Consider the following 26,996-nt stretch of genomic DNA (forward strand, 5'->3'; position numbering starts at 1 on the left):
GGGAAGCGGGTGATGGAAAGATTTGCGCGCCGTAATGGCCGAGCGCCAAGAAAAAGGGGGAAGGCGTTGCCGCCTTCCCCCTTTTTGTACCGCCTTAGTAGCGGTAATGATCCGGCTTGAACGGCCCTTCCACAGGGACGCCGATATAGTCGGCCTGGCGCTGGCTCAGCTTGGTCAGCTTCACGCCCAGCTTTTCCAGGTGCAGTTCGGCGACCTTCTCGTCCAGATGCTTGGGCAGGACATAGACGTCGTTGCCGTAGGTCTCGCTCTTGGTCCACAGCTCGATCTGCGCCAGCGTCTGGTTGGTGAAGCTGGCCGACATGACGAAGCTGGGATGGCCGGTGGCGTTGCCCAGATTGACCAGACGGCCCTTCGACAGGACGATGATCTTCTTGCCGTCGGGGAATTCGACTTCGTCGACCTGCGGCTTGATCTCGGTCCACTTCATGTTGGACAGACCAGCAATTTCGATTTCGCTGTCGAAATGGCCGATGTTGGACACGATCGCCATATTCTTCATGGCGCGCATGTGATCGACGGTCAGGACGCCTTCGTTGCCGGTGGCGGTGACGAAGATGTCGGCGCGGGGCGCCGCTTCTTCCATCGTCACGACCTCATAGCCTTCCATCGCGGCCTGCAATGCGCAGATCGGATCGACTTCAGTCACCATCACGCGCGCGCCGCCGTTACGCAGCGAGGCGGCCGATCCCTTGCCGACATCGCCGAAGCCCGCGACGCAGGCGATCTTGCCGGCCAGCATGACGTCGGTGCCGCGACGGATCGCGTCGACCAACGATTCCTTGCAGCCGTACAGATTGTCGAACTTCGACTTGGTGACGCTGTCGTTCACGTTGATCGCCGGGAAGGGCAGCTTGCCCTTCTTCGCCAGTTCATACAGGCGATGGACGCCGGTGGTGGTCTCTTCCGACACACCCTTGATCGACTGGACGGTCTTGGTCAGGAAACCAGGACGCTCGGCCAATACGCGCTTGAGGACGGCGACGAAGATTTCTTCTTCCTCGTTCGACGGGGTGAACAGTTCTTCCCCGGCCTCGACGCGGGCGCCCCACAGCGCGAACATGGTGGCGTCGCCGCCATCGTCCAGGATCATGTTGGCGACGCCGGACTCATCCGTGTGCCAGTCGAAGATGCGCTCGACATAATCCCAATATTCCTGGAGCGTCTCGCCCTTGATCGCGAAGACCGGCACGCCCGACGCGGCGATGGCGGCGGCGGCATGGTCCTGCGTCGAATAGATGTTGCAGGTCGCCCAGCGAACCTGCGCGCCCAGCGCGGTCAGCGTTTCGATCAGCACGGCGGTCTGGATCGTCATGTGCAGTGATCCGGTGATGCGCGCGCCCTTGAGCGGCTGCGACGGGCCAAATTCCTTACGCAGGGCCATCAGGCCCGGCATTTCGGTTTCGGCGATGTCCATCTCCTTGCGGCCGAAACCGGCAAGGCCGATGTCGGCGATCACATAGTCCTGCGCCTGGGTGGCGGGTGCGGTGGCCACGAGCGTGTCTCCGTTTGGTCTAGAATGTATCTGCGCCACAGGCTCGATCCCACGGCAACATGGTTAGCGCCTTACCAAGGGGTAGTCCGCAAGGCAACTCAATATAAAGTTTTCTTTATGTCGCCTCGCCAATTGGTTCAGGCCGAACCGGCGCCACCGACCAGATGCGATGAATCGATCCCCGCCGCGGCGAAGATGGCAGATCGTTTGCGGCGAGTCGGTGTGTCGAACAGCAGTTCCTGGTCGCCGGGTGCAAGGAACCAGCTTTCGCCGGTCATTTCCTGTTCCAATTGCCCTGCTCCCCACCCCGCATAGCCGAGCGCGATCAGATAATGACGCGGACCTCGCCCTTCCGCGATTGCCTTGAGGATATCGAGCGAGCCGGACAGACCCCACAGATCGCCCACCCGCACCATATCCTGACCCGGCCAGTCGAGCGAATGCAGCACGAAACCGCGACGTGGCTCCACCGGCCCGCCGCGCAGGACGGGGATGTCCGGCACGCCGCTGCCGTCTATATCGAAACTGTCCAGCAGATCCCGGAACCGTACGCCCTCCATCTCCTCACCCACCGCAATGCCCAAGGCGCCCTGGGCATCATGGACGCAAAGCGCAATGACCGAATGATCGAACCGCATGTCTTCCATGCCGGGTAGGGCGAGCAAGAAATGCCCGCCATAGAAGTTCGCCTGGGTCATGCGTCGAATATAGATTGCAGTCCGCGCTTGCCAAGGACGGGCAATCGCATGGATGGGGCGGCACGACATATTCCACGTCCCTCCCTTGACAGGGCGCGCGTCAAGGCCGACCTCCCGGCGCGTCACAGGCCAGGAGACTTGAACCATGACCATTTCCAAGGGCGATCGCCTTCCTACCACGACTTTCACCAAGATGACCGAGAATGGCCCCGAAGCCGTTCCGTCCGACGATTATTTCGCGGGCAAGACCGTCGCCATCTTCTCCGTGCCGGGCGCCTTCACGCCGACCTGCTCGGCCAAGCATCTGCCCGGCTTCATCGAGAAGGCGGATGCGCTCAAGGCCAAGGGCGTCGATGAAATCGCCTGCACCGCTGTCAATGATGCCTTTGTCATGGGCGCCTGGGGCAAGTCGGCCGGCGCCGAGGGCAAAGTGACCATGCTCGCCGACGGGAATGGCGACTTTGCACAGGCCGTCGGCCTTACCATGGACGGCAGCAAGTTCGGCCTGGGCACGCGCGGTCAGCGCTTCTCCATGATCGTCAAGGACGGTGTGATCGCCGAACTTAACGTTGAAGCGCCGGGCGATTTCAAGGTTTCGTCGGCGGACCATATGCTGGAACAGCTCTGATCTAGCAAATGGCGCGCCGGATGAATAATCCGGCGCGCCTGCTTTTCAGCGTCTTCCTTCCGTCACGCAAAAACGGTAACAGGAGGCGATGACACAAAGCATCGGCAGCGCCGCGGTCGCGCAACTCGACCGCATCTATCAGACATCCATCGAAAATCTGCGTGAGGCGATGCGGACTTATGCAAGAGATGGCAGCATCCCACCCGTAGAAGCGCGTGCCGACCGGCGCTTCTGCTATCCTGAACTGCGCATCACCCATCATAGCGACAGCAACGCGCCGCCGCCGGGCCGTTCCTTCGCCCGCCTGTCCAAGCCGGGCCGCTATGTGACCACGGTCACACGCCCCGCCATGTTCGCCGACTATCTGGCCGAACAGATCGACCTTCTGGTCCGCGACTATGGCGTGGAGGTCGAAACCGGGCTTAGCGACCAGCAGATCCCCTTCCCCTATGTCCTCGACGGATTGGACATCAGCGCGCTCGACGGTACGCCACCGACCGAACTGGCCCGCTATTTCCCGGCGACCGAACTGGCAGAGATCGGCGACGAGATCGCCGATGGCCTCTTCATCGTTGATGCCGATGGCGACCGGCCGCTGGCCCTGTTTGACGGCCTGCGCACCGATTTCTCGCTGGCGCGCCTGAAACATTACACCGGCACGCCCGCCGAACATGTGCAGCGCTACATCCTGTTCACCAACTATCATCGCTATGTCGATGAATTCGTGGCCTGGGCCTGCGCGGAGTTGCAGCGCGAAGGCAGCCGTTTCACAGCCCTGTCGGGTGCCGGTGGCGTCTATGTGACTCCCGAGACGGCGGACCCGGCGGGCATGATCGCCGACAGCGCCTGGCGCAAGCACCAGATGCCGGCCTATCATCTGATCGCGCCCGACCGCAGCGGCATCACCCTGGTCAACATCGGTGTCGGCCCGGCCAACGCCAAGACGATCTGCGACCATCTGGCCGTCGTCCGTCCCGAAGCCTGGCTGATGATCGGCCATTGCGGCGGCCTGCGCCCCAGCCAGCGCATCGGCGACTATGTGCTGGCCCACGCCTATCTGCGCGACGACAAGGTGCTGGATGACATGCTGCCGCCGGAAATCCCGGTGCCGGCGATCGCGGAGGTGCAGGTTGCGATGGCGACCGCGGCCGAAGCCATATTGGGCGGCAACAATCCGGAGGATTTCAAGCGCCGTCTGCGCACTGGGACGGTCGTGACAACCGACGACCGCAACTGGGAATTGCGCTATTCCAGCTCGGCCCTGCGGTTCAGCCTGTCACGCGCCGTCGGCATCGACATGGAATCGGCAACGATCGCGGCTCAGGGCTATCGCTTCCGCGTGCCCTACGGCACTTTGCTCTGCGTTTCGGACAAGCCTATCCATGGCGAACTGAAGCTGCCGGGTCAGGCCAATCGCTTCTATGAGGAAGCGATTTCGGGGCATCTGCGTGTCGGTCTGATGGCCTGCGAACTGCTCCGCCAGGAGGGAGCAAAGCTGCACAGCCGCAAGCTGCGCGCTTTCAATGAGCCGCCATTCCGTTGAGCCTGTGCCGGGTCAGGCCGCAGGGCGCGCTATGCTGACCCGGTTCTTGCCATCCTTCTTCGCGGTATAAAGGGCATCGTCGGCGCGGGCCACCATGTCTTCCAGCCGCATGTCGGTGCCGATAAGCTCCGCCACGCCAAAGCTGGCGCGCAATCGTGTGTTCGGAATCCGGGGCAGCAAAAGGTGACTGACTTCAGCGCGCACCCGCTCCATGACGTCGGCCGCTGCGCCAGCGCTGCTATCCTGCAACAAAAGCCCAAACTCGTCGCCACCCATGCGGCCGACAACATCGCCTCTGCGCACTGCGAGGGTTAGGAGTTGCGCAAAACCCTGCAACGCCTGATCCCCGGCGATATGACCATGGCTGTCGTTCAGCGCCTTGAACCCATCGAGATCGCAGACGACGAGCGCCAGCGGACGTTGATGACGCCGTGCCTGCGCAATGGCGCGTTCGGCGGCTTCATCCAGGCCGCGGCGATTGAGAACCTGGGTCAGAGGATCGTGCCGCATCTGCCGACGCAGTTGCTGCGCCAGATCGCCGGCAACCACCAGAACTGCGGCGACCCCGGTGCCGACATAGATGGACGGCATAAACAGACTGAGGATCGCGCGATATAGCTCCTTGCCTTCCTCTGGCCCGCGGATGAGGATAGCTGATCCGGCCAATGCCATCTGCGCGACGGCAAAGGCAATCAGAAGCGAGAAGAAGGCGAGTTCAGGTGTGGTGAAGCGGCGCCCCTTAGGCCAAAGCAATATGGCGCTGATCCCCATCAATACGCCGACATAGGTCGGGGTAATCATGCCCTGCATGGCTTGGCTGCCCATCGGCGAGATAGCGATAGCGGTCGCCCCAATCGCGATCAAAGCCGGAATGGCAAACAGCCGGACCGAAACAGTTCGGCCCGATCGTTGCCGAATGCCGATGGCCAACAGCGTGGCGCTGGTCACTAATCCGACACCGGCCAGGGTGAACAATGGCCCGCTTTGCAGAAAATAGCCGCCGGCATTGGCCAGCCATTGAAAAACGGCCACGGCATAAGATGCCGTCCAGGTCAGGACATGCTTCTGGCGCCCGAAATGCAACCAGGCGACCGCCATGGCGATAGCCATGACGACGCTGGAACCGAACAACAGGGAAAGGACAACGATTGACACGCTCATGCATCAGCCGTTTACCAAGATTTACTCGCGCTTACCAGCCGCAGGACTTGCCCTTGTTCTGCGTAGTCAGCCATTTTTGTAACGGCGCGAAATAATTCACCAAAGCCTTTCCAGACATCTCACGACTGCCGGTGAAGGCCTGCAGCGCGTCGGGCCAGGGTTTTGATGCGCCCATTTCCAGCATGGCGTTGAGCTTCGCGCCGACTTCCTTGTTGCCATAGAAGGAACAACGGTGAAGTGGCCCCTTCCAGCCGGCCTGCTTGCACGCGGCCTCATAGAATTGGAATTGCAGCACGCGGGCCAGGAAATAGCGGGTATAGGGGGTGTTGCCGGGGATATGATATTTTCCGCCCGCGTCGAACTTCGTTTCGTCACGGGCTACGGGCGGGATGATGCCCTGATATTGAAGACGCAGGTCGGTCCAGCTCTTTTCATATTGGCTTTCCGGAATCGATCCGTCGAACACGCCCCAGCGCCATTTGTCGATCAGCAGGCCGAAGGGCAGGAACGCTACCTTGTCCATCGCCTGCCGCAACAGCAGACCCAGATCCTTGTCCGCGCCGGGAACCTTCGCGGGATCAAGCAGGCCGATCTTCACCAGATAGTCGGGGGTGATCGACAGGGCGACGAAATCGCCGATCGCTTCATGGAATCCGTCATTGGCGCCATCCAGATAGAGCGGCTTCTGGATCTGATAGGCACGCTGGTAATAATTATGGCCCAGCTCGTGATGGATGGTCACGAAATCGTCGCCATTGACCTTCGTGCACATCTTGATGCGGATGTCGTTCTTGTTGTCCAGATCCCAGGCCGAGGCGTGGCAGACGACTTCGCGATCGCGCGGCTTGACGATCTGCGAACGGTCCCAGAAGCTCTGCGGCAGTTGTTGAAAGCCGAGCGAGCTGTAAAATCCTTCACCTGCCTTCACCATCTTGACGGGATCATAGGCTTTGGCCTTGAGCAAGTTGGTCACGTCATAGCCCAGGTCGCCCGCCCCCTGCGGCGCGACGATATCGTAGATATTGCCCCATTCCTGCGCCCACATATTGCCCAGCAGGTCAGCGCGGATCGGGCCGGTCCTGGGCTGGACGGCGTCGCCATATTTCTCGTTGAGCTTCGTGCGGGTGTAGCAGTGCAGCTCGTCATAGAGCGGTTTCACCTCCGCCCAGATCTTGTCGGTCAGCTTGGCGAAATCGTCGGCGGGCATATCATATTTGGACCGCCACATGACGCCAGTGTCAGCAAAGCCCAGCTCCTTGGAACCGGCATTGGCGATGCTCACCAGCTTGGCATAATCCTGCCGCATCGGTGCGCCGACATTGTCATGCCAACTGACCCACATTTCCTTGAGTTCTGCGGGGTTGCGGTTCTCCCCCATCTGCTCTTCGATATCGCTGCCGTTGATCGGCTGCCCCTTGAGCGTACCCTTGCCTTTGCCATAGGCGGACTGGAGTTTCGTCGCGAGGTCGTTCAGTTCCTCCGCCGCGCCCGGCGTTGTCGGCGCGGGCAGAGTCAGCGCGGTGCGCAGCAGCGTCAGCCGGCGCTTCGTCTCCTCGCTCAGGCCCGGCGCGGTTGCGAACTTGGCGGCGTCCAGCGCGTAATCGACCCGCATCTTGGTGTCGATCGCCCCGAAATAGGAAGCTATCGCGTCGGTATCGTCAGTGAGGTAGGTCGCGTTGATCCAGGCCGCCCGGCTGCTGACAATCGACTGGTCGAACAAGCTCTGTTCGGCCTTGGCGAGGAAGGCTTCGGCGTCGGCCGCAGTCGGTGTTTGCTGCGCCATCACCGGCGAAACAACAAGGGCGGCCGCAAGCGCGGCCAGCGAAATAGCGATTTTCATGGAGTTCCCCTTATCGGTTATGAGGGGAAGGTGGCTTCCTCCGGCGATCCAGTCAAGCGGTGAGGAAGTCGATGATCGCCTGCCCCAATTCCTTGCGGGTCACGGCGTTCATGTGGTTGCCGGGAATTTCGACATAACGGCCGTTGGGCAGTATATCGACCAGTTCCTGCGCAATACCATTGTCCTGATCGTCCGCACCGCAGATCACTTCGGTCGGTTGCTGGAAGCCGGCAATGACAGCCTCCGGCGTATCGACGAAGGTGTTGAGGATATGGAGCATCGCCACGGGATCGCCCTTGGTGGTCTTGAGGAACGCCTCCGTCATCCATTCGGATGTGCCGCGTTCGAAGCTGCCAAGGTTGGTGAGGACATTCTTGTAATAGCCGCCCTTATCCAGCGTCTTGACCAGGCCGCGCAGCCCCATGCCGGCCAGGATCACGCGGCGGGGGGTAGCCCCGCGCGCCAGCATCCGCACGGTAGTCCGCGCGCCCAGCGAATAACCGCCCAGGTCATAGTCGGTCAGGCCCATCTGCTCGACCAGCGCCAGATTGTCGTCGGTCAATGCGTCGGGCGGATAGGCCGTCGCGTCGTGCGGCTTGCCGCTCTCGCCATGACCGCGCAGGTCCGGCAGGATCAGGCGAAAGCCTGCCTCCACTAGCCTGGCGGCATGGCCATATCGTATCCAGTTGGTCCAGGCATTGGAGAAATAGCCATGGATCAACACCAGATCCCGCCCTTCCCCCACGACATGCACCGCAATCGGCAGCCCGTCCCGCCCCTTTATGTCATGGCGTTCGATCGGCAGGTCGGTCATTGGGCAGTTCCTTATCAGGCGGGGGCAGTTTGCCGATATGGCGTCATCGGTTGCGGCGCAAGAGCGCGATGAACGCCAGCGTGGCGCCCACCTGTGCAACCGCCATGTCCTTTTGCGCGTCCCAGACATCGCCCTGCTGGCCGTTATAATAGTCGGCCGTATCGCCCGCAGCGACGATGGTGAGCAGCCATTCGAATATCTCATATAACGCACTGCCCAGCCCAATGGCGGCAAAGGCGAAGACCAGGCTCCAGCGCCATGGCAATCCGCCATGGCATCGCGCACTTTCGGCAATCGGAAAGGTCAACAGTGCGCCGAAGGCGAAATGTACTAAGCGATCATAACCGTTGCGCTTCATGCCAAAAAGGCTGGAAATATCATGGCCGCTGATCGCCCGCGCCCAATCGTCATAGGGCACATAGCTGTAAATCCAGCGCGCGCCCAAGGTGTGCAGCAACAGGAACAGCCAGATGCAGGTGACAGCGGATGTGGACAGGGGCCAACGTCGCAGCAGCCACGGCGCGGCGACAACCAGTGCAACCGTTGGTCCATGCTGGAGCGGCGCTAGATCGGGATAGGGCTGCGCGATATTGGCGAGGCCGATCGCAGCAAGCAGCAGCAGGATCATCCGGCGCTGCGCGAATGGAAGGGCTTTCCACACCGCTACAGCGCCGGAGATCATAAGGGCGGCTTAGCCCTTCTTGAGGTGACGGCGGCCCAGCAGTTCCGCGATCTGCACCGCGTTCAGCGCTGCGCCCTTGCGAAGATTGTCGCTGACGCACCAGAGGTTGATGCCGTTTTCGACGGTCGAATCTTCCCGCACGCGGCTGATGAAGGTCGCGAAATCGCCCACACACTCGATCGGCGTGATATAGCCGCCATCCTCGCGCTTATCGACCAGCATCACGCCGGGCGCCTCACGTAGGATATCCTGGGCTTCCTTGGCCGAAATTTCCTTCTCGAACTCGATGTTGATCGCTTCGGAGTGACCGACAAACACCGGCACGCGCACGCAGGTCGCCGTAACCTTGACTTTGGGATCGAGGATCTTCTTGGTCTCCACGACCATCTTCCACTCTTCCTTGGTCGATCCGTCGTCCAGGAAGCTGTCGATGTGCGGAATCACGTTGAAGGCGATCTGCTTGGTGAACTTTTTCGGTTCGGCCGGATCGCCGACGAAGATGTTGCGGCTCTGCTCGAACAGTTCGTCCATGCCCGCCTTGCCCGCGCCGGAAACCGACTGGTAGGTCGCGACGACGACGCGCTTGATCGTCGCGGCATCATGCAGCGGCTTCAAGGCCACGACCATCTGAGCGGTCGAGCAGTTCGGGTTGGCGATGATATTCTTCTTCTTGTAGCCGTCGATTGCATCCGGGTTCACTTCGGGCACAACCAGAGGCACGTCCGGGTCCATGCGGTAGAGCGACGAATTGTCGATCACGACGCAGCCGGCGGCCGCCGCCTTGGGCGCATATTCAGCCGTTGGGCCGGAGCCAGCGGCGAACAGGGCAATGTCCCAGCCGGTGAAGTCGAAATGCTCAATATTCTGGCATTTTATGGTCTTGCCGGTTTCGCCGAAATCGACGGTCAGCCCCTGCGACCGCGACGAAGCGACGGCTGCGATTTCGTCAATAGGGAACTCGCGTTCGGCGAGAATGGTCAGCATCTCGCGGCCCACATTACCGGTGGCACCAACGACGACGACCTTGTAACCCATGACTAAAGTCTCCACTCATATGCGATATTGCAGCGTGGGCGCCATAGCGATACTGGGGCGTTTGTCCAGAAATAAGGGCTTGTCGAACCGATAGCGAGCAGATTACCGATCCCGCCGCAACAGCCCCTTTCCCATCCTCCTGTCACCGGATTATAGTTGATGCAGTCAAAGTCGCTGCCACCCCTGCCCCAGCATTGGTTTCACAGTTTCCAATTTCCCGATGGCGAGCGCGTAGACGGCATAAAGCCGCTGGAATCGCTGCGCGAGGAAGCCGATCAGATTTTCAGCATGTCGATGGCCGGCCGACGGGTACTCGACATCGGCGCATGGGATGGTTTCTTTTCCTTCGAAGCGGAACGGCGTGGAGCCGCAGAAGTGCTCGCGACCGATCATTTCTGCTGGTCGGGCCAGGGCTGGGGCGACAAGAGCGGTTTCGACCATGCCCATGCCCGCTTCGGATCGAAGGTCCGATCGCTTGACCTGGATGTCGCGAATCACCGGGTAGAGCAATTGGGCCAGTTCGACACCGTCCTGCTACTCGGCGTCCTCTATCATGTCACCGATCCCTACCGCGTATTGGAGGCCGCCGCGGCGATGAGCCACGATCATCTGGTGGTGGAAACGGTGACGGCGCTGCGGCACGAACCGGTTCCGGCGATGCGCCTCTTCACCGAACTGGAACTGAATCGCGATCCCACCAATTTCTGGGCGCCCAATATCCTGGCCCTGCGCGAAATGTGTCAACGCTTCGGCTATTCGCGTTTCAAGGTTCTGCCGGAGGTGCTGGACAATGAGGGCTGGCGCAAATGGGCCATGCCCTTCCGCAAGAAGGATCGCTATCGCCGTGCGGTCTTTCACGCCTGGCGATAGCGATCCAGATCATTTGTTGATCGGGCCACCGGTATGTTCCGCAAGGAAATGCTCGATCGTGCGCCACAGATGAACGCTGATGCCCGGCCCACCGATACGGTGGGTCTGGCCGGGATAGGCCATCATCTCGAACGGCACCGCCGCACCCTGCATCCTGGCCATCAGCGCGGTCGCATTGTCGAACACGACATTGTCGTCGGACATGCCGTGGATCAGCAACAGCGGGTCCGTGATCTTTACCGCCTCATCCAACGCGCCTGACGTCGGATAGGCACTGGGCTTGTCCTGCGGCTGGCCGAGATAGCGTTCGGTATAATGGGTGTCGTAGAGTTGCCACTTCGTCACCGGTGCGCCCGCCACCGCCGCGGCGAAGACGCCCGGCGCCTTTTCTAGCAGCTTCAGGGACATATAGCCGCCATAGGACCAGCCATAGGTGGCGATCCGCTTGGGATCGACATAGGACTGGGCCTTCAGCCATTCGACGCCCTTCAACTGATCCTCCACCTCCACCGTGCCCATGGCACGGTAGAGGTGATCCTCGAACGCCTTGCCGCGATCGGGCGTGCCGCGATTGTCGATGGCGAAAACGATCCAGCCGCGATCCACCAGATATTGATTGAGCGCGCCCGACCATGTGTTCGTGACCTGCCGCCCCCCGCCGGGGCCGCCATAATGGATCATGAAGACTGGGTAACGCTTCCCCGGCTCCATCGGCGGGGTCATGATCTTGGTATAGAGGGTCGTGCCGTCCGCCGCTTTTACCGTGCCGAACCGCGTCTTCACATGACTGGCGACATAGGGCGCATAGGGATGGCCGCCGGTCAGCGCATTTTCCGACAACCATTGTAGCTGCTTGCCGCTGCTGTCGGCCAGATAGACCTGCTTGGGCTGGTCCGTATTCTGGCGCGTCACGACGATGCGGCTCGCGGCGCCGTCCATCACGGCGTCATTCCACCAGCCATTTGCCGTCAGCGCGCGCGCCTGTCCGGGCTTGCCCAATGGCGCGACATAGAGTTGCTGCTCCAGCGGCGTTTCACGATTGCCGGTGAAATAGACGAGGCCCTTGTCCTCATCCACACCCACGACGTCACGCACTTCCCAATCGCCGCTGGTCAACGCGGTCCATTTTGCTCCATCCACGCGATAGAGATGGCCATGGCCGGTTCTTTCCGACCACCAGAGGAAGCTGCCATCCTGTAAGGCATGGAAATTATTGGACAGGTTGATCCAGCTTTTCGCCGTCTCGGTCAGCGCGACTTTCGCCCTGCCGGTCGCGGGATCGACGGCGAGCAGATCAAGCGTCTTCTGATCGCGGCTCTCCCGCTGGACATAAAGCGTTCTGCCGTCCTTCGACCAGTTGACACGGGCAAGGTAGATGTCCCTGCTCGCGCCCAGATCAACCTTCAACTGGCCGGATCCGTCACGCTTCATTACATAAAGGTCGACGTTCGCATTGGGCGTGCCAGCAGCGGGATAACGTTGCTGATATACCTTTGTCCCCTCCCCGCCGATCGCGGTACGGGTGACGATGCCGACCGGACTTTCATCGACGCGGGCCACCGCGATCAGATTATCGTCGGGCGACCACCAATAGCCGGTGCGCCGGTCCATTTCCTCCTGCGCGACGAACTCGGCCACACCCCAACTCACGGTATCGCTCGCGCCCTGCGTGAGTTGGTGTTCCTGTCCGCCGATCGGCTGCACGAACAGATTGCCGCCGCGCACGAAAGACACAAATCCCCCCTTGGGGCTGACCACGCCATTCAGCTCTCCGTCGGGCGTATCGGTCAGGCGTGTCACCTTCCCGTCCAATCCGGCGAGATAGAGATCGCCATCGACGGGTACGAGGATACTCTTGCCGTCGGACGACCAGTCATAGCTGGTGATGCCGCTGCTGCCCGCCACCGATCGGTCGCGTTCGCGCTGCATCTTTTCTGCTTCGGAAAGCTCTGCGCCGCTACCGGTCTTTTTGGAATCGACCAGCATTCGTTCCGCACCTGTCTGGCTGTCGATCGCCCAGAGATCGAGCCGTTCCTTCTCGTCCGCGCGCGGCTTGAGCAGCGTTACCAGCGTACCGTCAGGTGATAGCTTGAGCGCGCGCGGCTGCGACCCGGCCAGATCGGGGCTGGCGAAAACACGCTCCAGCGTCAGCTTCTGCCCTGCTATATCCTGGGCCTGAACGGGGAAAATGGGGATCAGCAGCAGCGCGCCTAGAGCCGCGCCGGCTTTCAGATAGGGAGGCATCGTCATCCTTTCCGGTCGGCGCGCGCACGCACCGCTTCATGGCACGCAGGCTTAGCGCGACGGACAAGAAAAGATCAATGCCGGGAAATAATCTATCCAGCCATGACCGGAAGGCCATGGTGGGCGCGACAGGGATTGAACCTGTGACCCCACCCGTGTGAAGGGTGTGCTCTACCGCTGAGCTACGCGCCCCCTGTAAGGAGGAGGCGGCCATTGGCATTGGCTGCCTGCCCTGTCAAGCGTGCCAGCGTCCCTTCGATGCAAAATGCTTTCCTGTTCGCTGGATCGGCGCCTATAAAAGGGCGTCAAAGTTCAGGAGTATAGCCTTTATGCGTCAAATCCTTGCCCTGGTGATCGGCAGCTTGCTGTTGAGCGCCCTTGCCGCCTGCAACACGGTGCAAGGCGTCGGCCGGGATATCGAATCGGTGGGTCGCGCCGGAAAGGACGCCATACACTGAGGGGCCATACGCCCCTTCCCTAGGCCCTATTGCAGGATGCCGCTCCCTGCGGCGGCACTCCTGCGCAGGCGAACCCCATCACAATCCGGTTCGCCACATTCGCACGCCTCGACGGTGTAGCGCACACCGCACATGACCAGCACATCCCGGTCGAACGAGTAATTGGAAATACCCGCACGCTCGACCTTTTCCTGTGCTTTGGCCCTGAGAGACATGGCTGCTCCTTCCGGTCAGCAATCATTCGTTGTGCGATGCACAATGTCAATTGACCGAAATTCGTTCATGAACATTTTGTAAGAATATTGTCGCTGAAAAGGCACGACCTGACGCGCGCGAACGCATCACTTGCACGCCACGGCGGCGCGTCCCATATGCCGGCCATGAACGACCAAACTAACTCTTCCGCCATGCCTGTCTGGCACGGCACCACCATCATTTCCGTCCGCAAGAATGAGAAGGTCATCGTTGCCGGCGACGGCCAGGTATCCATGGGCCAGACCGTGATGAAACCCAATGCCCGCAAGGTGCGCCGCCTGCATGACGGCTCCGTCATCGGCGGCTTTGCCGGCGCCACTGCCGATGCCTTCACCCTGTTCGAACGGCTGGAAGCCAAGCTGGAACGCCATAATGGTCAGTTGATGCGCGCTGCCGTGGAACTGGCCAAGGATTGGCGCACCGACAAATATCTGCGCAATCTGGAAGCGATGATGATCGTCGCGGACAAGGATGTAACGCTGATCCTGACCGGCAACGGGGACGTGCTGGAACCGCTGGGCGGCGTGGCCGCGATCGGTTCGGGCGGCAATTTCGCGCTGGCCGCTGCCCGCGCATTGGTGGAATATGAGGAGGACGCCGAAACGCTCGCTCGCAAGGCAATGGCCGTGGCGGCGGATATCTGCGTCTATACCAACGACCAGCTTACGATCGAAACGCTCGACTCAGCCGTTTAACTTCCGCTCGGCCCCGGACCTGATCCGGGGCTGTCGCAGCCCTTCCTTTCTTTAAGAAGCACAGCCCTTCGACATTTGAATGAGCCAGGTGGCTCATGAAAACAGGGCGAACGGATCGCAAAGAAGAATATGAACGACAATCTGACCCCCAAAGCCATCGTTGCGGCACTCGACGCACATATTATCGGGCAGCGCGACGCCAAGCGCGCCGTTGCCGTGGCGCTGCGCAATCGTTGGCGCCGTCAGCACCTGTCCGCCGACCTGCGCGATGAGGTGACGCCCAAGAATATCCTGATGATCGGCCCGACGGGCTGCGGCAAGACCGAGATCAGCCGTCGCCTCGCCAAGCTGGCCGACGCCCCCTTCGTCAAGGTGGAGGCCACCAAGTTCACCGAGGTAGGCTATGTCGGCCGCGACGTGGAGCAGATCGTCCGCGACCTGGTGGAGGAAGCTGTACGCCTGGAGAAGGACCGCCGCCGTGAAGCTGTGCGCGAAGCCGCGTCCGAAGCCGCGATGGGCCGCCTGCTCGACGCGCTGACCGGCAAGGAAGCGAGCGAAGCCACGCGCCTTTCCTTCCGCCAGAAAATCGAAAATAACCAGATGAACGATGTCGAGGTGGAGGTGGAAGTCGCCGACAGCCCGTCCATGCCGATGGAGATCCCCGGCATGGGTGGCCAGGTCGGCATGATAAACCTCAGCGACATGATGTCCAAGGCGTTCGGCCAGCAGCAGAAGAAGCGCCGCAAGATGCGCGTCGCCGAAGCCTGGGACAAGCTGGTCGAAGAGGAACAAGACAAACGGCTGGATCAGGATGACGTCGCTCGCGTCGCCATCACCAGCGCCGAGCAGAACGGCATCGTCTTCCTGGACGAAATCGACAAGATCGCGGTCAGCGACGTGCGCGGCGGTTCGGTCAGCCGCGAAGGCGTGCAGCGCGATCTGCTGCCTCTGATCGAAGGTACGACCGTATCGACCAAATATGGTCCGCTCAAGACCGACCATATCCTCTTCATCGCGTCGGGCGCTTTCCATGTGGCAAAGCCCAGCGACCTGCTGCCTGAGCTACAAGGCCGCCTGCCGATCCGCGTGGAACTGAAGGCGCTGACCGAGGAGGATTTCGTCGCGATCCTCTCCGACACCAAGGCCAGCCTGGTGGCGCAGTATCGCGCGCTGCTGGCGACCGAGGAAGTGACGATCGACCTGACGCCCGACGGCATCCGCGCGGTCGCGAAGATCGCCGCCGATGTAAACAGCGAGATCGAGAATATCGGCGCCCGCCGCCTTCAGACGGTGATGGAAAAGCTGCTGGAAGATGTGAGCTTCGAGGCGGAGGATCGTCGTGGCGAAACGCTGGTGATCGATCAGGCTTATGTTGAAAAGCAGTTGTCAGCCGTGGCGCACGACACCGATCTCAGCAAATATGTGCTGTAACTAATTGCTGTTCCCCGGCGCTCGCCGGGGAACAGCAATGCCGGCCTCAGTAACTCCGCCCAACCAGTACGCGCTCCACCGCCTTTTCGCCGGTGAAGATGCAGGCGCCGTCGGCGGCGTCCGCGTCGAGCGGTATGTTGCGCAGGGTGAGCTTTTCACCCTTGAGCCACTGCACCACCTTCTCCAGCGCCTCACCGGTCGGCTTGGCCCACTGAACCAGCGCCCAGCCTGGCTTCGCGCTGGCGTTGAAATGGGCTTTCAGCGCGTCAAGATCGGTAATCGATCGATCGATACCGCCGTCGAGCCGCGCCTTGGCGTCGGCGAACAGCGCCTCCTGGATTTCACTCAGCAGGTTGCCCGCATTCTGTGCGAAATCGCCCTTCGCAACGACCTGACTGTCGAGCTTGCCATCCTCGCGATAAAGCCGGTCGCGGCGGATGACCGAGACATTGCCGCCGGCAACATCACGGCCGCCGACCTCGATCACGATCGGCGCGCCCTTCTTGACCCAGCCCCAGCGCTTGGTCGCCGCCTTGGCCGGGCGTTTGTCGAGCAGCGTGCGTACCGGTTCGCGGAAGGCGTCGAGGCCATTGAGCTGCGTCACCAGGTCAGTGCAATAATCGAGGATTGCGGCATCCTCTTCCGTATCACGGAGCATCGGCACGACGACGATCTGATAGGGCGCAACGCGCGGCGGTACGCGCAGGCCGTCATCGTCGCCATGCACCATGATGAGACCACCGATCATGCGGGTCGACATGCCCCAGCTTGTCGTCTGCGCCAGTTCCTGCTGCCCTTCGGCATTCTGGAACTTGATATTCTGCGCCTGGCTGAAGGTCGTGCCCAGGAAATGCGAGGTGCCGGCCTGAAGCGCCTTGCCGTCCTGCATCATCGCTTCGATCGAATAGGTGGCGACGGCGCCGGGAAAGCGTTCGTTCTCCGGCTTTTCGCCCGCGATCACCGGCAGGCCGACGCATTCCTCGGCGAAACTGCGATAGACTTCGAGCATCTTCATCGTCTCTTCCATCGCCTCGTCGACAGTGGCGTGCGCGGTATGCCCTTCCTGCCAGAGAAACTCGCTGGTGCGCAGGAACATACGGGTGCGCATTTCCCAACGCACGACATTGGCCCACTGGTTGATGAGCACGGGCAGGTCGCGCCAACTCTGTACCCAGCGGCTGAACGCCGCGCCGATCACGGTTTCCGACGTCGGTCGCACGACCAGCGGCTCTTCCAGCTTCGCTTCGGGGTCCGGCACCAGCTTGCCGTCCTGCTGGATCAGGCGATGATGGGTAACGACCGCCATTTCCTTGGCGAAGCCGTCGACATGCTCGGCCTCCTTCTCGAAATAGCTGAGCGGAATGAAGAGCGGGAAATAGCAATTTTCATGGCCGGTCTGCTTGATCCGCGCATCCAGCAGAGTCTGGATGCGTTCCCAGATGCCATAGCCCCAGGGACGGATGACCATGCAGCCGCGAACGCCGCTTTCCTCGGCCATGTCGGCCTCCGAAATGACGGCCTGATACCAGGCGGCGAAATCCTGTTCGCGGGTAACGGAAAGGGCGTGCTTCACGTGGGTCGAGCCTTGGCTAGTCTGAAAAGAAGAATGGCGCGCCATAGGCCAGACGCGCCATGCCTGTCGACCCCTTCGGATGCAGGAAGATCGACGTCAGTCGGCCGGCGCGCCCAACCGATCGAGCCATGCCCTGGCCTGTTTGGGTTCGCCGACCGCATCGGCCGCCGCGGGGCCGCGCACCGCCATGAAATCCTGGTGCAGGTCGAACGGCTCCAGGCCCAGGGTTGCCCGCATATCGTCAATTTCGTCCGCCAGCTCGGACAGCGTTTCGATGACCGGTGCGGCACGCGCTTTGGCGACGCGATCCTTCTGATGGTCGAACAAGCCCCAACGCCCGTCAGCGGTCACGCGCAGTGCCGCGATCAGGGCGTCGCGATATTCGCCTTCCAATTCCGCCCGGCGGATATCGAGCCGTTCCAGCCGGTCAGCCTTCGCCATCAGGTTCAGCTCAGCTTGTCGATCTTCGCGTTGAGCGCAGCAAGCTGGGCCTTGAGTATGGCGATCTCGTCATCCTTGGCCTCCTCCGACGCAGGCGCAGCGGGTGGCGGTGGCGTAACGCCAGGGATGCCACCGCCAAAAGCGCTGGCAGCGGCTTCGAACATCTGCAGATTGCGCTTGGCGATCTCGGCCAGCGGGCCGCCGCCGAATGCCCCTTTCATCGCTTCCTGAAACTGCTGCTGATTCTTGCGAAAGGCGTCCATCGACGCTTCCAGATATTGCGGCACCATCGACTGCATCGAATCGCCGTACATGGCGATGAGCTGGCGCAGGAAGTTGACGGGCAACATATTCTTGCCGCGCTGTTCCTCTTCCATGATGATCTGGGTCAGGACATTATGCGTGATGTCCTCGCCCGTCTTGGCGTCAACGACAACGAACTCACGCCCTTCACGTGTCATCTGCGACAGCAAATCGAGCGTGATATAGCTGGAAGTTTCGGTATTATAGAGTCGCCTGTTGGCGTACTTCTTGATGACGACCGGTTCCGATTCATTGACGGTCTTGGATTTGGTCATGGATTCCTCTCCCACACCTGCTCATATCGCAATAGCACAAGGCGATGCCGCACCGCAACATGGGCCGCGTCCTTTGCCCCTTTTTCTCAGTATTTTATGGCGCGAAACGGAGGATGATCCGGAACTGCGCCGTCGCGCCTTCCTTGGACTGCGCAAATATCAGGAGGCGCAGCGTCCGGCGGCCGCATCGCTGGGGCATTGCGTGACCAGCGCCGGACCATCGCGATTACTGCAATATGGGAAGGAAAATGGCCGATTTCCGGTGGTTTTCATCCCCTCCCTTATCAATCCTCCCCAGGTGCTCGACCTGTCCGAAAGCCGATCCTTGCTGCGCCACATGGCTGCAGCAGGACATGATACCTATCTGGTCGATTGGGGCGCACCTGGCGTGGAGGACGCCTCACTCGGACTGGACGGACATGTGATGCATCGGTTGCTGCCGATGCTCGCCACCCTGCCCCGTCCGCCGATTCTGGTCGGCTATTGCCTGGGGGGCAGCCTGGCGCTGGGGGCGGCGGCGATGCGACCCTTTCCGGCGGTGGTGACGATCGCCGCGCCATGGCGGTTCGACGCCTTCCCCTCGGCGGACCTCGACCTCATCAGCGGCCTGTGGCAGGGCGCGAAGGCGATGTGCGAGCGCATCGGCTATGTCCCGATGGAGGTGCTGCAATCGGGCTTCTGGGCAATGGACCCCGTGCGCACCATCCGGAAATATGCCGCCTTTGCCGATGTCGAAGCGGGATCGGACGCGGAGCGCGCCTTCCTGGCGGTCGAGGATTGGGCCAATGGTGGGGCGCCGCTGACCTTCGCGGCCGGCCGCGACCTGTTCGAAACATTCTATGCCGCCAATGCCAGTGGATGCGGCCAGTGGACGATGGATGGCCGTCCCGTCGATCCCTCCGCTCTTGATTGCCCGACCCTTTCGATCGTCTCGACCAGCGACCGCATCGTGCCTGCCACCGCCGGTCCTCGCCTGAACGAAGAGCGCAGCGTTCAACTCGGCCATGTCGGCATGGTTGTGGGCGGCCGCGCGCGCGAAACGCTATGGGAACCGCTATCCCTTTGGCTTTCCAGCCATGGTGGTTGATGCTATGTGCGCCTGCGAAAAAATCGTCCATCACCATAGAGGATCATGGCATTGTCAGACATCGTCATTACCGCCGCCAAGCGCACGCCTGTCGGCAGCTTTCTGGGTGCTTTCGCTTCGACCCCCGCGCATGAACTTGGCCGCCAGGCGATCCTTGCCGCGCTGACCCAGGCGGGCGTCGCGCCGGACGAAGTGGATGAAGTCATACTCGGTCATGTTCTGACTGCCGGCCTTGGACAGAATCCCGCGCGTCAGGCAGCGGTGAATGCCGGGATTCCGGTTGATCGCACTGCCTTCGCCATCAACCAGGTCTGCGGATCGGGGCTGCGGGCCGTTGCCCTTGCCGCCCAGGCGATCGCAACCGGCGACGCGCGTATCATGGTCGCCGGCGGGCAGGAAAATATGTCGCTCTCGCCCCATGCCCAACTGCTGCGTGGCGGCACGAAGATGGGCAATGTCAGCCTGATCGATACGATGATCGTCGACGGCCTCACCGACGCCTTCAACAATTACCATATGGGCATCACCGCTGAAAATCTGGCGGAGAAATACCAGATCAGCCGTGAGGCACAGGACGAATTTGCCGTCGGCAGCCAGAACAAGGCGTCCGCCGCACGCGCATCGGGCCGCTTCAAGGACGAAATCGCACCTGTCACGGTCAAGGGGCGCAAGGGCGATACGATCGTCGATACCGACGAATATATCCGCGACGGCGCCACGATCGAAGCAATGCAGGGCCTCAAGCCCGCGTTCAAGAAGGATGGCACCGTCACCGCCGGCAACGCCAGTGGCTTGAATGACGGTGCGGCCGCGCTGGTGCTCATGACCGCCGATGAAGCCGCCAAGCGGGGCGCGTCCGTGCTGGGCCGCATTGCCGGATTCGCAACCTGCGGCGTTGATCCGTCGATCATGGGCATCGGCCCGGCCCCGGCCAGCCGCAAAGCGCTGGCAAAGGCGGGCTGGTCGGTCGCAGACCTTGATCTGATCGAAGCCAACGAAGCCTTCGCCGCGCAGGCGCTGTCGGTCGGACAGGAGTTGGGTTGGGACGCAGCAAAGGTGAACGTCAATGGCGGCGCGATCGCCATCGGCCATCCGATCGGCGCTTCGGGCGCGCGCGTGTTGACCACCCTGCTTTACGAAATGGCCAAGCGCAACGCGAAGAAGGGCCTTGCCACCCTGTGCATCGGCGGCGGCATGGGCGTCGCCATGTGCATCGAACGCTGAGGCATATTTCATGAAAACGAGAAGGCCGCCGGTCGAAGGATCGGCGGCCTTTTTCTTTGCCTCAGTTCCACACCCGATCGAACCGCGCGCCCAGCCCAGTCAGCAATTCATATTGCGACAGGCTCGATAGCCGCGCCGCTTCCGGTAGCGCATAGTCGATCGTCAACCAATCGCCCTCGGCCACGTCAGCGCGCAGGCTGACATCTACCGCAATCAGATCCATCGACACCCGGCCCAGCACCGGCAAGCGCTCACCGTCGATCAGCACCGCTCCCCTGCCGGAAAAGCCGCGCAGATAGCCGTCGGCATAGCCCAGGTTCAGGATTGCCACCTCATGGTTGCGCTCGGCAGTGAAGATGGCATTATAGCCGATGCTGTCTCCGGCGATCAGCCGGCGGCGTTGCAGCACCTGCGCCTGCGGCTGCACCACGGCGCGGATATGGCCGTCCGCCTGCGCGCGCGGAATGCCGCCATAAAGCGCCAGCCCCGGCCGGGTCAGGTCGAACCGATAATCGCTGCCCAGACAGATGCCCGCGCTGTTCGCCAGGCTGTAGCGCGCGGCGGAAACCGTACCCATGATCCCGACGAACCGTTCCCGCTGCGTATCGTTGAGCGGCACATCTTCGTCCGCCGAAGCGAGATGGCTCATCAGCGTGGCGATCTCCAATCCCTCGGTCACCGCCGCAACATCATCTCGCCAGTCGAGGCCGAGCCGGTTCATGCCGGTATCGACCATCACGTCACATACGCCTCCACCAGCGGCGCGCCAGCGCGCGACCTGCATGGGGGTGGAAAGCACGGGCCGGGCGCGGGCGCCGAGCGCCTGAGCCATATCCTCTTCCCGCACACCGTGCAGGACGGACAGAGCGATCCCATCCTCCAGCAGATGCTCGACCGCCGCCGCCTCACCCCAATTGGAGACGAAGAAATCCCGGCATCCCGCCCGGATCAGCCGGGCCATGACCTCGGCCGCGCCCAGCCCATAGCCATCCGCCTTGATCGCCGCGCCACAGGCCGCGCCGCCGCTCTGGGCGGTGAGCCAGCGCCAGTTCGATATAAGCGCGTCGCCATCCAGGCGCAGGCGCAGCGGAGCGATATAGCCGTGCATGACGGTGCCGATAGCCTCCCCAGCGTCAGGCGTCGAGGGGGCGATCCCTGGTTTCGGGCAGCGCGATCAGGCAGGTGAGCAGCGCCAGCGCCACCACCGCCAGCGTATACCATAGGCCTGCATAGGGATTGCCCGTCCGCGCGACGATATATTGGCTGACCAGAGGCAGAAAACCGCCGAAATAGCCGGTGCCGATATGATAGGGGATGGAAAGCGAGCTATAGCGGATACGCGCCGGAAAATATTCCGATAGCAAAGCCGCCACCGGCCCATAGGTTGCGCCCGACAGGGTCCAGAGCACCAGCAAAGCACCGAACAGCAGCATGGCGCTGCGCCAATCGGGCGTTACCGCGCCGAAATCATAGCCCTGCGTCGTGAGCGCAGCGTCCAGCCCATCCGCACTGAGATCGCGCACCGCCACGCCGCCGATTGCCACGGCGGGTGCCGCCCCTTCCCTCTTCTCATAGGGAATGCCGCGCTTGGAAAAATGGTCGAGCAGTTTGCCGCAGGCGGTCGGCTGCACCTTGGCGAAGGGATCGAACCGGCAGTCGAGACCGCTCACCACAACCGGCGCGCGAATTGACGCATCCTGAAGGGCCGGGTTCGCTGTCTTCCCCATGAACTGATAGAGCGGCAGCGCCAGCAGCAGAACCAGTGCATAGCCGATGATGATCGGTTTCCGCCGCCCGACCCGATCGGACAGCCAGCCGAAGAAGATGAAGGAGAATATCCCTGCAAGGGCGCTACCGCCCACCAGAAGCTGCGCAATGCCCGGCGCGACATGCAGACTGCTTTGCAGGAAATAGAGCGCCTGAAACATCACCGTATAGGCGATGACGGTGAACCCTGCGGCGATGCCGATCATCGCGACGAACATGCGTTTCTTGTTGCCTGGAGCGGTGAAGGCTTCCTTGAGCGGGTTCTGCGCCTGCGTGCCTGCGGCCTTCATCGCCGTGAAGACCGGACTTTCGCGCAGCATCAGCCGCATCCAGAGCGAAATGGCGAGCAGCAGCAGCGACAGGATGAAGGGGATGCGCCATCCCCAGGCGTCCCACACCGCCTTGCCCACGATCCATTGGGTGCCAACCACGACGATCAGCGAGAGGATGAAGCCGCCAATGACGCCCGCCTGGATGAAGCTGGTGTAGAAACCGCGCTTCCCGGCAGGCGCATGTTCGGCGACATAGATGGCCGCGCCGCCATATTCGCCGCCCAGCGCCAGCCCCTGCGCGATCCGCAGCAGGATCAGGATGATGGGCGCGGCCACGCCGATGCTGGCGGCCGAGGGCGTGAGGCCCACCCCCGCCGTCGCTGCGCCCATCAGGATGATGGTGGCAAGGAACGTATATTTGCGCCCCAACCGGTCACCCAGATACCCGAACAGCATCGCGCCGATCGGCCGGAAGGCGAAGCCGATGGCGAAACCCGTAAGCGTGTAGAGCAGTTCGACGGTGGGATTGTCGGTCGGGAAGAAAGTGCGCCCGATGATTGGCGCGAGAACGCCGTAGATGTAGAAATCATACCATTCGAACACAGTGCCGAGCGCCGACGCGGTGATGACCAACCGGTCCCGCCGTGCATCCATCACATAGTCGCTGCCAACCGTATCGCTCATTCCACCCCCGAAGTTCACACCGTCACTGGGGACCGCTCGCAATGCGTCGATCCCCGAAGTTCACACCGTCACTGAGGGCCGTTCGCTTCGCGCCGATCCGCCATCATCATCGCCTCCGTGCTTGCCCCCGGTTGTTTCCATCCGCTGTCATGCTCATGAGCATCCGCATGACGGGATCGATCGGGTCGATCATTCCAATTCCCTGCATGTCGTTTCTCCCCAAGATCATGGCCGGCCGCCGGTCGAGTATGACGCGAACGGGACCGGTAGGACAGGCGGTAATTCGTCATGCGGTACGATCCTTTCGCCGCGATACAGGAAGCAGGTTGGAAGGAACGGCCCGCATGGCGTGGAAAGCACCGCGTTCATGGGCTATGTCGGACCTATGAAGCTGATCTTCCTCTATGGCCAGGCCGCCGCCGGCAAGCTGACGGTGGCGAGGGCGCTTGCGGCGCGCACCGGCTATGCGCTGTTCCACAATCATCTGGTGGTCGATGCGGTCGGAGCGGTCTTCCCCTTCGGCTCGCCTGACTTTGTACGGTTGCGTGAGCGCTTCTGGCTGGACATCATGACGGCTGCGGCGCGCGCCGACCGGTCGCTGATCTTCACCTTCGCGCCCGAATCCAGCGTCGCACCGGATTTCCCCGAACGGGCCGCCAGGCTGATCCGGGCCGAAGGTGGCGAAGTCCTGTTCGTGGCGCTGACGGTGGATGCCACCGAACAGGAACGGCGCATCGCCAATGCGGACCGGAGCGCGTTCGGTAAATTGACGTCGATCGATCTGTTGCGGACGCTCCATGCCGATTTCTGCCGCTGCATGGCGGCGATGCCACCACCGCTGGTCAGCATCGATACCGGTCTGACCGGGCCGGATGAGGCGGCCGCGCACATCCTGTCGGCGATCGGCGATCAGTAGAGCCGCGCGCCGTTCGGCACCGGCTTGTCCGGCGCGAACAATGTCACCGCACCCGCTTCGTCGGCGAAGCCAAGCGTCAGCACTTCGGACAGAAACTTGCCGATCTGGCGTGGCGGGAAATTGACCACGGCGGCGACCTGACGGCCGGGCAGATCGTCCAGAGCGTGGTTTTCGGTAATCTGGGCGCTGGATTTTTTCCGGCCGATCGTGGGACCGAAATCGATCAGCAGCTTGTAGGCGGGCTTGCGCGCTTCGGGATAGGGTTCGGCCGAGACGATCGTGCCGACGCGGATATCGACTTTCAGGAAATCGTCGAAGGCGATCGTTTCGGCCGCGGGAGCGTTGGGGTCATGGGTCAGGTGCATGGTGCCACCCTAGCCGTTCGGGTCGAGCGAAGTCGAGACACGGTCGTGGGAACGCTTCTCAACTTCGCTCGAAGCGAACGGAGGTTTGTTCACGCCAGTTCCAGGATCACCGCGTCCACGGGCAGGCTCTCGCCCTGCGCGGCCGAGACACTCTTGACCGTACCGGCCTTGGCGGCGCGGAGGATATTTTCCATCTTCATCGCCTCGATCACGGCGAGCGGCTGGCCGAGTTCAACCTTGTCGCCTTCCTTGACGTTGAGCGCGACCAGCAGACCCGGCATCGGGCAGATGAGGAAACGCGACAGATCCGGTGGAACCTTCTCGATCATATGCGCGGTATAGGGCGCCGCATGGGCGGGCAGGATGCGCAGCTTATGGCTTGCCCCATGCGCGGTCAGGACGAAACCCGAACGCACCGGGGCGATCTTCACCGCCAATGCGTCCTCGCCGAACTCCGCCTCGATCAAGCGATCGCCGGGCGTATATTCCAACGCCATGTCCAGGCTCACGCCATCGACGGTCACATCGTCGCCATCGATCTCCACATCGTGGATCGCATCACCGATCTTCACCTGCCAGCCAGTTGGCGGTGGAAGCCGACGCCCAAGCTGCCCGTCGATGCGGCGGGCACGATCGGCCTGGGCCATGGCGGCAAAGGCGCCGATCGCGGACAGGCGCTGAAGCAGTTCGGGCGATGCAGGCGCGCCGGTGAAGCCCTCCGGATATTCCTCCGCGATGAAACCGGTGGTGATGTTGCCCGATCGGAACCGCTCATGCTGCATCAGCGCGGAGACGAAATCGATATTATGGCCCGGCCCCTCAATCTCGAACCGGTCGAGCGCCTCGATCTGCTTGTCGATCGCTTCGAGGCGGGTAGGCGCCCAGGTGATGAGCTTGGCGATCATCGGGTCGTAGAAGATCGAGACTTCCCCGCCCTCCTCCACGCCGTCGTCCACGCGGATCAGCGCGCCGCTCTCATCCGTGCCGGTTTCGGGCGGGTTGTAGCGGATCAGCCGGCCGGTCGACGGCAGGAACCCGCGATAGGGGTCTTCGGCATAGACGCGATTTTCGATCGACCAGCCGTTGATCTTCACGTCCGCCTGGGTGAAGGCGAGTTTTTCGCCACTCGCGACGCGGATCATCTGCTCGACCAGGTCGACGCCGGTGATCTCCTCGGTGACGGGATGCTCGACCTGAAGCCGGGTGTTCATCTCCAGGAAGTAGAAGCCGTCGCCGGTCTTGTCCTCGCCGCTGACGATCAGTTCGACCGTGCCCGCGCTGAAATAGCTGACCGAGCGGGCGAGCGCGACGCACTGCTCGCCCATCTTCCTGCGCATTTCGGGGCTGACGAAGGGCGACGGCGCTTCCTCCACCACCTTCTGGTGGCGGCGCTGGATCGAACATTCGCGTTCGTTCAGGTAGACGATATTGCCATGCTGATCGCCCAGGACCTGGATTTCAATATGACGCGGGCTTTCGATGAACTTTTCGATGAACACGCGGTCGTCGCCGAAGCTGTTCAGCCCTTCGCGCTTTGTCGCCTCAAACCCTTCGCGAACATCCTGTTCGGAATAAGCGAGGCGCATACCCTTGCCGCCGCCGCCGGCCGACGCCTTCATCATCACCGGATAGCCGATCTCGTTGGAGATGCGGACGGCGTGTTCGGTGTCGTCGATCACGCCGACATAGCCGGGGACGACGTTGACGCCCGCTTCCAGGGCAAGCTTCTTGGACTCGATCTTGTCGCCCATGGCGGCGATGGCATTGGCGGGTGGGCCGACGAAGATGATGCCTTCCGCGTCCAGCGCCTTGCGGAAGCTCTCTCGCTCCGAGAGGAAGCCGTAGCCGGGGTGGACCGCATCGGCGCCGGTGGCCTTGCACGCTGCGATGATCCTGTCGGCGAGCAGATAGGATTGGGCGGCGGGCGACGGGCCGATATGCACCGCCTCATCGGCCATCAGGACATGCGGCGCGCGGGCATCGGCATCGGAATAGACCGCGACGGTCTTGATGCCCATCTTGCGCGCGGTGCGGATGACCCGACACGCAATTTCGCCACGGTTCGCGATCAGGATCTTGGTGATTGCCATTTTGTGTCCTTGCCCCAGTCCTATCCAGTTTCCATTTCCGTCACCCCGGACTTGATCCGGGGTCCAGGGTCACATGCGTTGTGCGGGGAACCCTGGATGCCGGATAAAGTCCGGGGTGACGCTATTATTTCA

At 62.0% G+C, this 26,996-nt stretch carries 25 protein-coding genes and 1 tRNA gene; 9 read left to right on the top strand and 17 right to left on the bottom strand.

Features of this window, described 5'->3' with window-relative positions; genetic code table 11:
* Positions 1–94 precede the first annotated feature (94 nt).
* Positions 95–1,513: an adenosylhomocysteinase gene (gene ahcY / locus MOK15_RS04805; RefSeq protein WP_347567175.1), complete on the bottom strand. Its 1,419-nt coding sequence runs from the start codon at positions 1,511–1,513 to the stop codon at positions 95–97.
* Positions 1,514–1,650: 137 nt separating this feature from the next.
* The gene (locus tag MOK15_RS04810) at positions 1,651–2,211 is read right to left on the bottom strand and encodes a YqgE/AlgH family protein (RefSeq protein WP_242930559.1); all 561 of its coding nucleotides are present in this window, start codon (positions 2,209–2,211) and stop codon (positions 1,651–1,653) included.
* Between the two features lie 145 nt (positions 2,212–2,356).
* On the opposite strand from MOK15_RS04810, the gene MOK15_RS04815 reads away from it, so the two are divergent.
* Together MOK15_RS04815 and MOK15_RS04820 are read left to right on the top strand one after the other, a co-directional pair.
* Positions 2,357–2,839: a peroxiredoxin gene (locus MOK15_RS04815; RefSeq protein ID WP_242930560.1), complete on the top strand. Its 483-nt coding sequence runs from the start codon at positions 2,357–2,359 to the stop codon at positions 2,837–2,839.
* An 88-nt stretch (positions 2,840–2,927) separates the two neighbouring features.
* A complete protein-coding gene (locus MOK15_RS04820; protein WP_242930561.1) occupies positions 2,928–4,382 on the top strand; it encodes an AMP nucleosidase in 1,455 nt (484 codons plus the stop codon).
* 12 nt (positions 4,383–4,394) lie between these two features.
* On the opposite strand, the gene MOK15_RS04825 is transcribed toward MOK15_RS04820, so the two are convergent.
* From MOK15_RS04825 to MOK15_RS04845, 5 genes are read right to left on the bottom strand one after another with little or no spacing between them, the layout of a single operon-like run.
* Positions 4,395–5,543, bottom strand: coding sequence for a GGDEF domain-containing protein (locus MOK15_RS04825; protein WP_242930562.1), 1,149 nt, complete (start codon positions 5,541–5,543; stop codon positions 4,395–4,397).
* Positions 5,544–5,574: 31 nt separating this feature from the next.
* On the bottom strand, positions 5,575–7,383 hold the full coding sequence (locus MOK15_RS04830) for a M2 family metallopeptidase (protein ID WP_242930563.1): 1,809 nt from the start codon (positions 7,381–7,383) through the stop codon (positions 5,575–5,577).
* Between the two features lie 52 nt (positions 7,384–7,435).
* Entirely contained in the window at positions 7,436–8,197 is a 762-nt protein-coding gene (locus MOK15_RS04835) for an alpha/beta fold hydrolase (RefSeq protein WP_242930564.1), read from the bottom strand.
* Positions 8,198–8,240: 43 nt separating this feature from the next.
* Complete coding sequence (locus MOK15_RS04840; RefSeq protein ID WP_242930565.1) at positions 8,241–8,879, bottom strand: DUF2238 domain-containing protein; 639 nt, start codon at positions 8,877–8,879, stop codon at positions 8,241–8,243.
* A 9-nt stretch (positions 8,880–8,888) separates the two neighbouring features.
* A complete protein-coding gene (locus MOK15_RS04845) occupies positions 8,889–9,914 on the bottom strand; it encodes an aspartate-semialdehyde dehydrogenase (protein ID WP_242932632.1) in 1,026 nt (341 codons plus the stop codon).
* 159 nt (positions 9,915–10,073) lie between these two features.
* On the opposite strand from MOK15_RS04845, the gene MOK15_RS04850 reads away from it, so the two are divergent.
* Positions 10,074–10,784 carry a methyltransferase domain-containing protein gene (locus MOK15_RS04850; RefSeq protein WP_242930566.1) on the top strand — a complete coding sequence of 237 codons (711 nt, stop codon included), beginning with the start codon at positions 10,074–10,076 and terminating at the stop codon, positions 10,782–10,784.
* A 9-nt stretch (positions 10,785–10,793) separates the two neighbouring features.
* On the opposite strand, the gene MOK15_RS04855 is transcribed toward MOK15_RS04850, so the two are convergent.
* Both MOK15_RS04855 and MOK15_RS04860 read right to left on the bottom strand, forming a co-directional pair.
* Positions 10,794–13,028 (bottom strand): S9 family peptidase, encoded by a 2,235-nt coding sequence (locus MOK15_RS04855; RefSeq protein ID WP_242932633.1) that lies wholly within the window; start codon positions 13,026–13,028, stop codon positions 10,794–10,796.
* A 117-nt stretch (positions 13,029–13,145) separates the two neighbouring features.
* Positions 13,146–13,220, bottom strand: a tRNA-Val gene (locus MOK15_RS04860).
* A 137-nt stretch (positions 13,221–13,357) separates the two neighbouring features.
* On the opposite strand from MOK15_RS04860, the gene MOK15_RS04865 reads away from it, so the two are divergent.
* A complete protein-coding gene (locus tag MOK15_RS04865) occupies positions 13,358–13,486 on the top strand; it encodes an entericidin A/B family lipoprotein (RefSeq protein WP_242930567.1) in 129 nt (42 codons plus the stop codon).
* A 26-nt stretch (positions 13,487–13,512) separates the two neighbouring features.
* On the opposite strand, the gene MOK15_RS04870 is transcribed toward MOK15_RS04865, so the two are convergent.
* A complete protein-coding gene (locus MOK15_RS04870) occupies positions 13,513–13,701 on the bottom strand; it encodes a hypothetical protein (RefSeq protein ID WP_242930568.1) in 189 nt (62 codons plus the stop codon).
* Positions 13,702–13,866: 165 nt separating this feature from the next.
* Here MOK15_RS04870 and hslV point away from each other — a divergent pair, with 165 nt between their 5' ends.
* Both hslV and hslU read left to right on the top strand, forming a co-directional pair.
* Entirely contained in the window at positions 13,867–14,436 is a 570-nt protein-coding gene (gene hslV / locus MOK15_RS04875) for an ATP-dependent protease subunit HslV (RefSeq protein ID WP_278254117.1), read from the top strand.
* A gap of 129 nt (positions 14,437–14,565) precedes the next feature.
* On the top strand, positions 14,566–15,867 hold the full coding sequence (gene hslU / locus MOK15_RS04880) for an ATP-dependent protease ATPase subunit HslU (protein WP_242930569.1): 1,302 nt from the start codon (positions 14,566–14,568) through the stop codon (positions 15,865–15,867).
* 46 nt (positions 15,868–15,913) lie between these two features.
* Here hslU and proS read toward each other — a convergent pair whose 3' ends face one another.
* From proS to phaR, 3 genes are all read right to left on the bottom strand, one after another.
* Entirely contained in the window at positions 15,914–17,440 is a 1,527-nt protein-coding gene (gene proS, locus MOK15_RS04885; protein WP_242930570.1) for a proline--tRNA ligase, read from the bottom strand.
* Between the two features lie 96 nt (positions 17,441–17,536).
* Positions 17,537–17,881, bottom strand: coding sequence for a hypothetical protein (locus MOK15_RS04890; RefSeq protein ID WP_242930571.1), 345 nt, complete (start codon positions 17,879–17,881; stop codon positions 17,537–17,539).
* A 5-nt stretch (positions 17,882–17,886) separates the two neighbouring features.
* On the bottom strand, positions 17,887–18,459 hold the full coding sequence (gene phaR / locus MOK15_RS04895) for a polyhydroxyalkanoate synthesis repressor PhaR (protein WP_242930572.1): 573 nt from the start codon (positions 18,457–18,459) through the stop codon (positions 17,887–17,889).
* On the opposite strand from phaR, the gene MOK15_RS04900 reads away from it, so the two are divergent.
* Both MOK15_RS04900 and MOK15_RS04905 read left to right on the top strand, forming a co-directional pair.
* Complete coding sequence (locus MOK15_RS04900) at positions 18,458–19,546, top strand: alpha/beta hydrolase (protein WP_242930573.1); 1,089 nt, start codon at positions 18,458–18,460, stop codon at positions 19,544–19,546. The two genes, phaR and MOK15_RS04900, sit on opposite strands and share 2 nt — an antisense overlap.
* Positions 19,547–19,597: 51 nt before the next feature.
* Positions 19,598–20,770 (top strand): acetyl-CoA C-acetyltransferase, encoded by a 1,173-nt coding sequence (locus MOK15_RS04905; RefSeq protein WP_242932635.1) that lies wholly within the window; start codon positions 19,598–19,600, stop codon positions 20,768–20,770.
* Between the two features lie 61 nt (positions 20,771–20,831).
* Here MOK15_RS04905 and alr read toward each other — a convergent pair whose 3' ends face one another.
* Together alr and MOK15_RS04915 are read right to left on the bottom strand one after the other, a co-directional pair.
* Positions 20,832–21,878 carry an alanine racemase gene (gene alr, locus MOK15_RS04910; protein ID WP_242930574.1) on the bottom strand — a complete coding sequence of 349 codons (1,047 nt, stop codon included), beginning with the start codon at positions 21,876–21,878 and terminating at the stop codon, positions 20,832–20,834.
* Positions 21,879–21,903: 25 nt separating this feature from the next.
* Complete coding sequence (locus tag MOK15_RS04915; protein ID WP_242930575.1) at positions 21,904–23,493, bottom strand: MFS transporter; 1,590 nt, start codon at positions 23,491–23,493, stop codon at positions 21,904–21,906.
* A gap of 349 nt (positions 23,494–23,842) precedes the next feature.
* Between MOK15_RS04915 and MOK15_RS04920 the strand changes: the two genes are divergently transcribed.
* Positions 23,843–24,409, top strand: coding sequence for an AAA family ATPase (locus MOK15_RS04920; RefSeq protein WP_242930576.1), 567 nt, complete (start codon positions 23,843–23,845; stop codon positions 24,407–24,409).
* Here MOK15_RS04920 and MOK15_RS04925 read toward each other — a convergent pair.
* Together MOK15_RS04925 and MOK15_RS04930 are read right to left on the bottom strand one after the other, a co-directional pair.
* A complete protein-coding gene (locus MOK15_RS04925) occupies positions 24,403–24,774 on the bottom strand; it encodes a tRNA-binding protein (protein WP_242930577.1) in 372 nt (123 codons plus the stop codon). The two genes, MOK15_RS04920 and MOK15_RS04925, sit on opposite strands and share 7 nt — an antisense overlap.
* An 89-nt stretch (positions 24,775–24,863) precedes the next feature.
* Positions 24,864–26,864 carry an acetyl/propionyl/methylcrotonyl-CoA carboxylase subunit alpha gene (locus tag MOK15_RS04930; RefSeq protein ID WP_242930578.1) on the bottom strand — a complete coding sequence of 667 codons (2,001 nt, stop codon included), beginning with the start codon at positions 26,862–26,864 and terminating at the stop codon, positions 24,864–24,866.
* Positions 26,865–26,996 lie beyond the last annotated feature (132 nt).

Source organism: Sphingobium sp. BYY-5 (genome assembly GCF_022758885.1).
GTDB lineage: Bacteria > Pseudomonadota > Alphaproteobacteria > Sphingomonadales > Sphingomonadaceae > Sphingobium.

Excerpts from the sequence above, each read along its gene's own strand:
- MOK15_RS04810 (WP_242930559.1), bottom strand. The coding sequence starts at position 2,211 with ATGACCCAGGCGAACTTCTATGGCGGGCATTTCTTGCTCGCCCTACCC.
- MOK15_RS04815 (WP_242930560.1), top strand. The coding sequence starts at position 2,357 with ATGACCATTTCCAAGGGCGATCGCCTTCCTACCACGACTTTCACCAAG.
- MOK15_RS04820 (WP_242930561.1), top strand. The coding sequence starts at position 2,928 with ATGACACAAAGCATCGGCAGCGCCGCGGTCGCGCAACTCGACCGCATC.
- MOK15_RS04825 (WP_242930562.1), bottom strand. The coding sequence starts at position 5,543 with ATGAGCGTGTCAATCGTTGTCCTTTCCCTGTTGTTCGGTTCCAGCGTC.
- MOK15_RS04830 (WP_242930563.1), bottom strand. The coding sequence starts at position 7,383 with ATGAAAATCGCTATTTCGCTGGCCGCGCTTGCGGCCGCCCTTGTTGTT.
- MOK15_RS04835 (WP_242930564.1), bottom strand. The coding sequence starts at position 8,197 with ATGACCGACCTGCCGATCGAACGCCATGACATAAAGGGGCGGGACGGG.
- MOK15_RS04840 (WP_242930565.1), bottom strand. The coding sequence starts at position 8,879 with ATGATCTCCGGCGCTGTAGCGGTGTGGAAAGCCCTTCCATTCGCGCAG.
- MOK15_RS04845 (WP_242932632.1), bottom strand. The coding sequence starts at position 9,914 with ATGGGTTACAAGGTCGTCGTCGTTGGTGCCACCGGTAATGTGGGCCGC.
- MOK15_RS04850 (WP_242930566.1), top strand. The coding sequence starts at position 10,074 with ATGCAGTCAAAGTCGCTGCCACCCCTGCCCCAGCATTGGTTTCACAGT.
- MOK15_RS04855 (WP_242932633.1), bottom strand. The coding sequence starts at position 13,028 with ATGCCTCCCTATCTGAAAGCCGGCGCGGCTCTAGGCGCGCTGCTGCTG.
- MOK15_RS04865 (WP_242930567.1), top strand. The coding sequence starts at position 13,358 with ATGCGTCAAATCCTTGCCCTGGTGATCGGCAGCTTGCTGTTGAGCGCC.
- MOK15_RS04870 (WP_242930568.1), bottom strand. The coding sequence starts at position 13,701 with ATGTCTCTCAGGGCCAAAGCACAGGAAAAGGTCGAGCGTGCGGGTATT.
- hslV (WP_278254117.1), top strand. The coding sequence starts at position 13,867 with ATGAACGACCAAACTAACTCTTCCGCCATGCCTGTCTGGCACGGCACC.
- hslU (WP_242930569.1), top strand. The coding sequence starts at position 14,566 with ATGAACGACAATCTGACCCCCAAAGCCATCGTTGCGGCACTCGACGCA.
- MOK15_RS04890 (WP_242930571.1), bottom strand. The coding sequence starts at position 17,881 with ATGGCGAAGGCTGACCGGCTGGAACGGCTCGATATCCGCCGGGCGGAA.
- MOK15_RS04900 (WP_242930573.1), top strand. The coding sequence starts at position 18,458 with ATGGATTCCTCTCCCACACCTGCTCATATCGCAATAGCACAAGGCGAT.
- phaR (WP_242930572.1), bottom strand. The coding sequence starts at position 18,459 with ATGACCAAATCCAAGACCGTCAATGAATCGGAACCGGTCGTCATCAAG.
- alr (WP_242930574.1), bottom strand. The coding sequence starts at position 21,878 with ATGCACGGCTATATCGCTCCGCTGCGCCTGCGCCTGGATGGCGACGCG.
- MOK15_RS04915 (WP_242930575.1), bottom strand. The coding sequence starts at position 23,493 with ATGAGCGATACGGTTGGCAGCGACTATGTGATGGATGCACGGCGGGAC.
- MOK15_RS04925 (WP_242930577.1), bottom strand. The coding sequence starts at position 24,774 with ATGCACCTGACCCATGACCCCAACGCTCCCGCGGCCGAAACGATCGCC.
- MOK15_RS04930 (WP_242930578.1), bottom strand. The coding sequence starts at position 26,864 with ATGGCAATCACCAAGATCCTGATCGCGAACCGTGGCGAAATTGCGTGT.